3 protein-coding genes are annotated in these 2462 nt (G+C 58.7%); all 3 read right to left on the reverse strand.

What is annotated here, in order from left to right; genetic code table 11:
- Nucleotides 1–304: 304 nt before the first annotated feature.
- A complete protein-coding gene (tsaD, locus tag QJ48_RS28565) occupies nt 305–1372 on the reverse strand; it encodes a tRNA (adenosine(37)-N6)-threonylcarbamoyltransferase complex transferase subunit TsaD (RefSeq protein WP_157261782.1) in 1068 nt (355 codons plus the stop codon).
- Between the two features lie 53 nt (nt 1373–1425).
- Nucleotides 1426–1929: a ribosomal protein S18-alanine N-acetyltransferase gene (gene rimI / locus QJ48_RS28570; protein WP_054976778.1), complete on the reverse strand. Its 504-nt coding sequence runs from the start codon at nt 1927–1929 to the stop codon at nt 1426–1428.
- Nucleotides 1930–1945: 16 nt separating this feature from the next.
- A partial coding sequence (locus QJ48_RS37730) for a tRNA (adenosine(37)-N6)-threonylcarbamoyltransferase complex dimerization subunit type 1 TsaB (protein ID WP_369126848.1) occupies nt 1946–2462 on the reverse strand: 517 nt, incomplete at its 5' end.

The following is a 2462-nucleotide window of genomic DNA, read 5'->3' on the forward strand; positions in this document are numbered from 1 at the left end:
CAGTTTTCAAAGGGCAATTCATTTCCTAGCTTTCCGATCGGTTTATTTAACTTCTCGAAAGCGACCTCTTTAATATATCACATCTGCTCTATCATTGCAAGCTTTATTTTTTTCAAGATTCGAAAGTCTCTAGTTCTTAAAGCCTGCCGCAGAAGCGACAAGGAGTAATATATCAAATCTACAAGCGGAAAGCAACCTTTTTTTATATTGTATTTTTTTCCACTAGGATGAATATGACTTTAAGCCATAACAAAGCCGCGGCCATCCGGGTTAACGGCGGCAACGGCTTTGCAAAGAACTAACATCAAACCGACCACGCTTCGAGCTTCAACAGCGGCTCGGCTTTCATGTCGAACGGCGCGAATTGCCCGCGGCGGTATTTCAAAAAAGCCGCGGCGGCGATCATCGCCGCGTTGTCCGTGCACAGGCTGAGCGGCGGCGCCAGCAGCGGTATGCCCGCTTCCGCGCAGCGAGCCTCGAGCTCGGCGCGCAGGCCCTTGTTGGCGGCGACCCCGCCGGCAAGGATGAGCTGCTTCGCGCCGTAAGCGCGCACGGCGCGGAGTGCCTTCTCGACCAGGACGTCGATGACCGAGTCCTGGAATCCTTTCGCCACGGCCTCAGGGGCCAACGGCTGTCCTTTCATGGCGGCCTGATTCAAGGCCGCCAGTACGGCCGACTTCAGCCCGCTGAAGCTGAAGTCGTACGAATCCGGCTCCAGCCAGGCGCGGGGAAGCGTGACGGCTTCCCCGGCCTCATGCGCCAGCCGGTCAATATGCGGGCCGCCGGGATAAGGCAGCTTGAGCGCCCGCGCGACTTTGTCGTAAGCTTCGCCCACCGCGTCGTCCCGGGTCTGCCCGATGATGCGGAAGCGCCCCTCGGCTTCCACAAAGACGAGCTCGGTGTGGCCTCCGGACACGACCAGCGCAACAAACGGATATTGCAGCTCATTCACGAGCTGATTGGCATAAATATGCCCGGCGATATGATGCACGCCGATTAGCGGCAGCTCCAGCGCGCAGGCCAGCGCCTTCGCCGCCACCATCCCCACCAGCAAGGAGCCTACCAGGCCGGGCCCTTGCGTCACGGCGACAGCGGCCAGCTCGGTCGGCTTCACGTTCGCCTTATCCAGCGCCTCTTCGATAATCCATGTGATCGACTCCACATGCTTGCGCGAGGCTACCTCGGGCACGACGCCGCCGAATCGTTGGTGTGTCTCGATCTGGCTGGACACGACATTCGCCAAGATGTCTTTGCCGTCGCGGACAATAGCTACGGACGTCTCGTCGCAGCTTGTTTCCACAGCTAATATATAAACGGGTCCGCCGTCCCGGTCCGGGCGAACGGACACCGCTTCGTTCGATTGTTCGATCATCGTCAATAAACCTCTCGTCTGTTCTTGAACCGCTCGCAAGCAGCCGTTTTCTTTTATTGGGAGAGCCGTTCCGATTTGGGCAGGTCCGCCCACATAATAATCGCATCTTCTTTATTATCGGTATAATAGCCCCGTCGAATACCGACGGAACGAAATCCCATCTTCTCATACAAGCGCTGAGCAATCAAATTGGACGGACGCACCTCCAGCGTCATGCGCAGCGCCCCGTAAAAAACAGCCGTCTGCTGCATTTCCACAAGCAGCCGCTCGCCGAGCTTGCGCCCGCGGTATTTTTCGCGAATCGCGATATTGGTGACATGCGCCTCCTCCATAATCAGCCACATGCCGCCGTAGCCCGCAATTTCGCCTTCGTACTCCAACACGAGATATTTGGCGAAATTATTGCTCGTCAGCTCGTTGTAAAACGCTCCGGCCGTCCAAGGCGTCGCGAACGATTCCTGCTCGATCTCGCAGATCACGGGGATGTCGTCCGTGTGCATAGTGCGAAAAAGCATCACTCCGTCAAAGACAGGTTGCGCTTCGCGTTTAGGTTCCATATCGGACAGGCCTCCCCTAAGATTTCTTGGCGAGAAGTTTGGCTTCCGCTTCCGCCAATTGCGTATAGTTCGGAACCAACCCGTGAACATCCTCCGTCTCCCCCCGCTTCCACCGCATCAAGCCAAGCTCGGCGACATGGCGGGCGCGCAGCTCGTGCGGAGCTTCCGTTACAGGTCCGCCCCACCGGGAGGCAAACGAACGAATCGCTTCCTGATGCAGCTCCAGCTCGCCCGTAAATACGACGCGGCCGGGTCCGGCTTCCGCCGAAGCCGCCAAGGGAAGGAGCTCGTCGGTCCAAGAGGCGGTCAGACGAATACCGTCCGGCACCCGGCAATGCCAGCCCTCGGGCGAAACGGCGTACAGCGCCGTAAACGCCTGTCCCCTGCGGGCGTCGATCAGCGGGACGACCCATGTCGTTTCCCCCGTCGCGCACGACGAGTCAAGCAGCAAATCCATCGCCTGAAGCGCTCCGCCCCGCACGGTTTCCCCGTCTTGAAGCGCGCCGAATTCCGAGGCGGAGCCGGCTCCGCCG

This window comes from Paenibacillus sp. A3 (assembly GCF_001399685.1).
Classification (GTDB): Bacteria; Bacillota; Bacilli; order Paenibacillales; family NBRC-103111; genus Paenibacillus_G.